This window comes from Ectobacillus sp. (genome assembly GCF_056992975.1).
The window spans coordinates 1-7,674 of the sequence record NZ_JBXKMX010000264.1; the positions used below are offsets into that span (position 1 = coordinate 1).

Annotated in this window: 7 protein-coding genes; all 7 read left to right on the forward strand. The window is 40.2% G+C overall.

Annotation, left to right across the window (positions count from 1 at the left end):
• On the forward strand, nucleotides 1-2,954 hold a 2,954-nt coding region (gene carB, locus AC11ZT_RS12155), incomplete at its 5' end, for a carbamoyl-phosphate synthase large subunit (protein WP_484059849.1).
• Nucleotides 2,951-3,718 (forward strand): dihydroorotate dehydrogenase electron transfer subunit, encoded by a 768-nt coding sequence (locus AC11ZT_RS12160; protein ID WP_484059850.1) that lies wholly within the window; start codon nucleotides 2,951-2,953, stop codon nucleotides 3,716-3,718. The genes carB and AC11ZT_RS12160, both read left to right, overlap by 4 nt.
• Nucleotides 3,715-4,656, forward strand: coding sequence for a dihydroorotate dehydrogenase (locus AC11ZT_RS12165; protein WP_484059851.1), 942 nt, complete (start codon nucleotides 3,715-3,717; stop codon nucleotides 4,654-4,656). The genes AC11ZT_RS12160 and AC11ZT_RS12165 overlap by 4 nt, the downstream gene beginning before the upstream one ends.
• Entirely contained in the window at nucleotides 4,628-5,335 is a 708-nt protein-coding gene (gene pyrF / locus AC11ZT_RS12170) for an orotidine-5'-phosphate decarboxylase (protein ID WP_484059852.1), read from the forward strand. Before AC11ZT_RS12165 ends, pyrF begins: the two co-directional genes overlap by 29 nt.
• A complete protein-coding gene (gene pyrE, locus AC11ZT_RS12175; RefSeq protein WP_484059853.1) occupies nucleotides 5,332-5,964 on the forward strand; it encodes an orotate phosphoribosyltransferase in 633 nt (210 codons plus the stop codon). The genes pyrF and pyrE overlap by 4 nt, the downstream gene beginning before the upstream one ends.
• Before the next feature lie 205 nt (nucleotides 5,965-6,169).
• Nucleotides 6,170-6,313 carry a hypothetical protein gene (locus AC11ZT_RS12180; RefSeq protein ID WP_484059854.1) on the forward strand — a complete coding sequence of 48 codons (144 nt, stop codon included), beginning with the start codon at nucleotides 6,170-6,172 and terminating at the stop codon, nucleotides 6,311-6,313.
• Between the two features lie 27 nt (nucleotides 6,314-6,340).
• Nucleotides 6,341-7,674, forward strand: a 1,334-nt coding sequence (gene pdxR, locus AC11ZT_RS12185) for a MocR-like pyridoxine biosynthesis transcription factor PdxR (RefSeq protein ID WP_484059855.1), incomplete at its 3' end; no start/stop codon positions are given.

Below are 7,674 nucleotides of genomic sequence, written 5' to 3' on the forward strand. Positions count from 1 at the left end.
CTACATTAGGGGGGCAAACAGCCTTAAATATGGCAGTTCAATTGGCTGAATCAGGAGTACTTGAAGAATGCGGCGTTGAAATATTAGGTACGAAGCTTTCTGCGATTCAACAAGCAGAGGATCGTGAATTATTTAAGAATTTAATGCAAGAAATGAACGAGCCGATACCTGAAAGTACGATTATCCATACTTTAAAAGAAGCAGAGGAGTTTGTAGATAAGATCGGTTATCCGGTTATTGTACGACCTGCGTTTACTTTAGGAGGAACAGGCGGAGGTATTTGTAGCGATAAGGCAGAACTTGTAGAAATTGTGCTGAGCGGATTGAAGCACAGCCCAGTAACACAATGTTTACTCGAAAAAAGTATTGCTGGTTTAAAAGAAATTGAATATGAAGTGATGCGCGATAGTAATGATAACGCGATTGTTGTATGTAACATGGAGAACTTTGATCCAGTTGGTGTACATACAGGTGATTCCATCGTTGTGGCTCCTAGCCAAACGCTAAGTGATCGTGAGTATCAAATGTTACGTAACACGTCATTGCAAATTATTCGTAAGTTAGGAATTGAAGGTGGCTGCAATGTTCAGCTTGCTCTTGATCCATATAGCTTCCAATACTATGTAATTGAAGTAAATCCACGCGTAAGCCGTTCTTCGGCACTTGCATCTAAAGCAACAGGTTATCCGATTGCTAAGCTTGCTGCAAAAATCGCAGTTGGACTTACGCTAGATGAAATTGTTAATCCAGTAACTAAAACGACGTTTGCTTGTTTTGAGCCATCATTAGACTACGTTGTTTCAAAAATTCCTCGCTGGCCGTTTGATAAATTTGAATCGGCTAACCGATTATTAGGAACACAAATGAAGGCAACTGGTGAAGTAATGGCGATTGGCCGAAATATGGAAGAATCTCTTCTAAAAGCTGTTCGTTCGCTAGAACTTGGTGTGTATCATCTAGAAATGGATCATCTCAAGACACTTGATAAAGAAACAATGAAAAAACGGATTGAAAAAGCAGATGATGAGCGTGTATTTATCATCGCAGAAGCGATGCGCCAAGGTATTACAAAAGAAGAAATCCACAATTGGAGTAAAATCGATTACTTCTTCTTACAAAAAATTGAAAATATTATTAATATGGAACAAAAACTTCTTGCTCATAAAGATGATTTAACTGTACTAGAAGCTGCGAAAAAAATGGGCTTTAGTGATCGTTATCTTGCATCTGTTTGGGATAAAAAAGAGCAGGATTTGTATGACCTTCGGAAAAAAGAAAATATTGTACCTGTATACAAAATGGTAGACACTTGTGCAGCAGAATTCGAATCTTCTACCCCTTACTACTACAGCACATACGAAGATGAGAATGAGTCAATACGTAGTGATCGCAAGAGCGTAATCGTACTTGGTAGTGGTCCAATTCGTATCGGACAAGGAATTGAATTTGACTATGCAACTGTTCATTCTGTATGGGCCATTAAAGAAGCCGGTTATGAAGCGATTATTATTAATAATAATCCAGAAACTGTTTCAACAGATTTCAGTATTTCTGACAAGCTATACTTTGAGCCGCTTACGGTTGAAGATGTTATGCATGTCATTGATTTAGAGCAACCAGAAGGGGTAATTGTACAGTTTGGTGGTCAGACTGCAATTAACTTAGCATCTAGTTTGCAAGAACGCGGTGTGAAAATTTTAGGAACATCATTAGAAGACTTAGACCGTGCAGAAGACCGGAATAAATTTGAAACAACATTGAGACAACTAGGTATTCCGCAGCCACTAGGTAAAACTGCAACAGCTGTAGATGAAGCAGTGGCCATTGCAGAACATATTGGGTATCCTGTTCTTGTTCGTCCTTCTTATGTCCTTGGTGGTCGTGCAATGGAAATTGTATACCATAAGGAAGAACTTCTATACTACATGAAAAATGCTGTTAAAGTTCATGCAGAACATCCTGTTTTAATTGATCGCTACATGATCGGAAAAGAGATAGAAGTGGATGCGATTTCTGATGGAATCGACGTGTATATTCCAGGCATAATGGAGCATATTGAGCGAGCAGGCGTTCACTCTGGGGATTCAATTGGTGTGTATCCTCCGCAAAGTCTAGCTGCAGATATTAAAGAAAAAATTATTCAGCACACGATTTCCTTGGCAAAAGGACTTAATATAATTGGTCTACTTAATATTCAGTTCGTTGTATATCGGAACGAAGTATATGTAATTGAGGTAAATCCAAGATCAAGCCGGACGGTACCGTTCTTAAGTAAAATTACAAATGTGCCGATGGCAAACATCGCTACAAAAGTAATACTTGGAAAATCGCTTGGAGAGCTTGGCTATTCTACTGGTTATCATCCAGAGCGCAAAGAAGTGTTTGTCAAAGCTCCAGTATTCTCGTTTGCGAAGCTTCGCTCTGTTGATACGACTCTCGGACCTGAAATGAAATCTACGGGAGAGGTAATGGGTAAGGATTTAACATTAGAGAAGGCATTGTATAAAGGTCTTGTTGCTTCTGGTATTCATATTCCGACTCACGGATCTGTGATTATTACAGTTGCTGATAAAGACAAGGAGGAAGCAACTGAAATTGCCAGACGCTTCCATGAAATCGGCTATAACATATTAGCAACAGACGGCACTGCGAAAATGCTTATGCAGCATGATATACCTGCACAAGTCGTCAATAAAATTGATTCAGAGGATTATAATTTACTTGATATTATTCGACAAGGAAAAGCACAATTTGTTATCAATACGCTTACGAAGGGTAAGCAACCTGCACGGGATGGCTTCCGCATTCGCCGTGAATCTGTAGAAAACGGAGTAGCCTGCTTGACATCCCTTGACACAACCAAGGCAATTCTAGGCGTACTTGAATCGATGACATTTTCAGCAATAGAAATGAAGGAAACATCTTTACAACACCATGAGGTGGTTCATTCATGATACAAAAAGAAATGATGAGAGTAATAAGCCAGAAGGAAATTGCACCGAGTATATTTGAACTTGTTTTAAAAGGAACGATGGTGCAACAAATGCAAGAACCTGGGCAGTTTGTTCATGTGAAAGTAGCAGAGGGCCATTCTCCTCTGCTACGGCGCCCTATTAGTATTTGTAATGTCGACAAGGATAAGAACGAATTTACAATGCTATATCGTGCGGATGGAAGCGGGACTAAGCTTCTTTCAGATAAAAAGGCAGATGATCTTGTGGATGTACTTGGACCGCTAGGACATGGATTTCCAGTATCTGCTGTTCAAAAGGGACAAACAGCATGCTTAGTAGGTGGAGGGATTGGTGTACCACCGCTATACGAATTATCCAAACAGCTTTGTGCGAATGGTGTGAAGGTTATTCATGTACTTGGCTTTGCAACAAAAGAGGCTGTCTTTTATGAAAAACAATTTGCTTCCTTAGGGGAAACCTATGTTGCAACTGTTGACGGTTCGTATGGAACAAAGGGGTTTGTTACATCGATTACAGAAACAGTAGATTTTGATAGTATGTTTGCATGTGGTCCAACGGTGATGCTGAAAGCTCTTGAGACAATGTACAAAGATCGTGAACTGTATCTTTCGCTTGAAGAGAGAATGGGCTGCGGAATTGGTGCTTGCTTTGCGTGTGTTTGTCATGTAAATGAAAATAAAACAGCCTATAAAAAGGTGTGTAGTGACGGTCCAGTCTTCCGAGCAGGGGAGGTCGTATTATGAATCCATTGCAAGTAGAACTCCCAGGTCTTACTCTTAAAAATCCTGTGATGCCAGCATCCGGCTGCTTTGGATTTGGACGTGAATATGCGAATTTGTATGATCTTAGTGTTCTAGGGTCAATTATGATTAAGGCAACGACTGCTGAACCGAGATTTGGGAATCCGACGCCACGCGTTGCGGAAACACCAGCAGGTATGTTAAACGCAATTGGACTTCAAAATCCAGGTTTAGAAAAGGTTATACAGGAAGAATTAGCATGGCTATCTTCCTTTGATGTACCAATTATTGCAAATGTCGCAGGATCACAGACAGAAGATTATGTGGAAGTGGCAAAGCAAATTTCGAAGGTTGGCAATGTACATGCGCTTGAGCTAAACATATCTTGTCCAAACGTGAAAACAGGCGGGATTGCATTTGGAACGGTACCAGAGATTGCGGCTGAATTAACACGGAAAGTAAAAGCTGTTTCGGAAGTCCCTGTCTATGTGAAACTATCTCCTAATGTGACCAATATTGTTGATATTGCTAAGGCGATTGAAGCAGCTGGAGCAGACGGGTTAACGATGATTAACACATTGCTCGGCATGCGGATTGATCTTAAGTCTGGCAAGCCTGTTTTGGCAAATACGACAGGAGGATTATCGGGTCCTGCTATTAAACCTGTGGCACTACGCATGATTTATGAGGTGAGTCAAGCGGTAAACATTCCAATTATCGGAATGGGCGGCATTGAAACAGCAGAAGACGTTGTGGAATTTTTCTACGCTGGCGCAAGTGCGGTCGCAGTGGGAACAGCAAATTTCGTAGATCCGTATGTATGTCCAACTATTATTGAAAATCTTCCACATGTACTAGACCGGCTTGGATTCGATCATATTTCAGAGTGCAGAGGAAGGAGCTGGAAGAAAAATGTCACAATCGCTCATCATCGCTCTTGATTTTCCAAGTAAAACAGAAGTAGAATCGTTTCTTTCCCATTTTGACGAGGAATTGTATGTGAAGGTTGGTATGGAGCTTTTTTACAAAGAAGGTCCATCAATTATTACGTATTTAAAAGAAAAAGGTCACCATATTTTTTTAGATTTAAAGCTTCACGATATTCCGAACACTGTGAAAAGTGCGATGCGGAATCTTGCAAGTCTCGGTGTCGATATGGTCAATGTACATGCTGCTGGCGGTAGTAAGATGATGCAAGCAGCTTTGCAAGGATTAGAGGAAGGTGCGGCAGGAAGAAATCGACCGATTTGTATAGCTGTTACGCAGCTTACGAGTACGTCGCAAGCAATGATGAATGAGGAGATATGGATTGACAAATCTCTAGAAGATACCGTGTCACACTATGCAGCTTTAGCAAAAGAAAGTGGGATGGACGGAGTAGTATGCTCAGCACTTGAGGTACCTACCATTCAGAACGTGTGCGGAACTGACTTTGTAACAGTTACACCAGGTATTCGTGTTTCAGGTGACGTGAACGATCAAGTTCGCGTTGCTACGCCAAAGCTAGCACGTAAATTAGGCTCTCATTATATTGTAGTGGGACGGAGTATTACAAAAGCAGATGATCCATATAAAGCGTACGAAATGGTGAAAAAGCAATGGGAGGATCTTGATGTATGAAAAAGGAAATAGCATCACATTTATTAGATATCGGAGCGGTGTTTTTACAACCAAATGAGCCGTTTACTTGGTCATCAGGTATGAAGTCGCCCATTTATTGTGATAACCGTCTAACTCTTTCTTATCCAAAAGTAAGAAAGGATATTGCACGCGGCTTGCAGCAACTTATTGTGACTCACTTTCCAGACGCAGAAGTAATAGCAGGAACATCAACAGCTGGCATTCCTCATGCGGCATGGGTAAGTGATTTGATGAATGCACCAATGTGCTATGTTCGTAGCAAAGCGAAGGAACATGGAAAAGGAAATCAAATAGAAGGTAAGGTAACAGCAGGTCAGAAGGTAGTTGTCGTGGAAGACTTAATTTCTACTGGCGGTAGTGTTATTACATGTGTTGATGCGCTGCGTGAAGCTGGATGCGAAGTAGTAGGTGTGGTATCAATCTTTACATACGAGCTAGAAGCAGGGAAAGAAAAGCTGAAAGCGGCAAATATTGAAGCATACTCGTTAAGTGATTATTCATCCCTTATTGAAGTTGCTAATGAACAAGGAATCATTTCTGCTGAGGATCGCGAGAAATTACAAGCATGGCGTCGTAATCCAGCAGATGAGGCTTGGATGAACATATAGAAAGCGACTGCGTTGCCATTTATACGATGATCGAATATGAAAATAGACTGGGACAGAAATTCTTGATTTTCGAGATTTCTGTTTGGCAGTCTATTTTTTGTTGTTTTCCTGCTTAGTTCATACTGATTCTAATAGCTTTAATTCAGTATGAATAATAGATATACTACTATTTAAAAGGGGAATTAAACAGTTTTTCGAAAAGTGGATGGGTAAAAAAATCCGTAATTGGATGGTTGCTTTTTACGATTTATCTTTATTATTAGTAGTAAATAGACAAAAAGGTATTTTTACAATGCAGGCATTAGAAACTGCTACTTCTCTATGGATTCCCTTCACGATTGCTTCATAAATAATGAATAGTTAGGATGAATGTTTAATGGAGTGGAAACCAAATCGTGTCGATAAGAAGCCGATTTATAAACAAATTGCAGAATATATTGAACAGGGTATTTCTTCTGGAATATTTTCTCCAGACAGTTTGTTGCCATCGGAACGCACCTTGGCAAAAGAATTGCAAGTCAATCGCAGCACAGTCGTAAATGCCTATGAGGAATTACAATCGCTTGGGATTGTAGACCGAAAAAAAGGAAGCGGAACTCGTGTAAGTACAAATATATGGGGAATATCGCATAAACGTATTCCCAATTGGGGGCGTTATGTAGAGGATGGTTCTTTTCTTCCCAATCAGCCTTTGGTGCAGAGAATTCGGACAGAAACACAAACGGATCACCTGATTAATTTAGCAAGCGGGGAATTGGCACCAAGTTTATTTCCACTCAATCAATTTCGTACGATTCTACGAAACCAGCCATTTTTAGGAAATTTAGGCTACGATCATCCCCAAGGAAATGAAATGTTAAGGGAAACCATTTCATCTCACGTGAAAGAATATAAGAACATAGAAACGAGTCCTTCTTCTATTCTTATTACATCTGGTGCTCAGCAAGCCCTACATCTCATTGTGCAGTGTTTACTTAAACCGGGAGATGCGGTTGCCATTGAGGACCCGTCCTATTGCTTTTCTCTTCCAATATTTCAATCTGCTGGGCTAAAAACGTTTCGTTTGCCTGTGGATCAGCATGGTATGAATCCAGATGACCTAATAGAACTGCATCGGAAGCATCGAATCCGAATGATCTTTTTAAATCCGGATTATCAAAATCCAACGGGTGCTGTCCTTTCTTACACACGCCGTAAGAAAATTCTAGAACTTTCATCTGAATTCGGTATTCCAATTATAGAAGACGATCCGTATAGTTTAACTTCATACAATGGGGAAGTACAGGCTACCTTAAAGTCTATGGATTACAACGGAAATGTTCTATACATTAGTTCCTTATCAAAAATAGTAGCATCAGGCCTTAGAATTGGTTGGGTAATTGGACCTTCATCGGTTATCATGCGACTTGCAGATGCAAAACAACAGGTGGATTTTGGACATAGCATTTTCCCTCAATGGGTAGCAAATCAATTTATGGAATCAAGAAATTTTGATACCCATATTCAGATGCTTCGAAAGGAGCTTAAACTTCGGAGAGACCAAATGACATCCAGTCTCCATGAATTAGTAGGAGACCAAATTGAATTTTTTATACCAGAAGGTGGAATCCATTTGTGGTGTAAGATAAACGGTGCAATTGACGAATATAAGCTACTAGAAGAATCTATGAAGGAAGGAGTTGCGTTTGTTCCGGGAAGTATTTTAGGTTC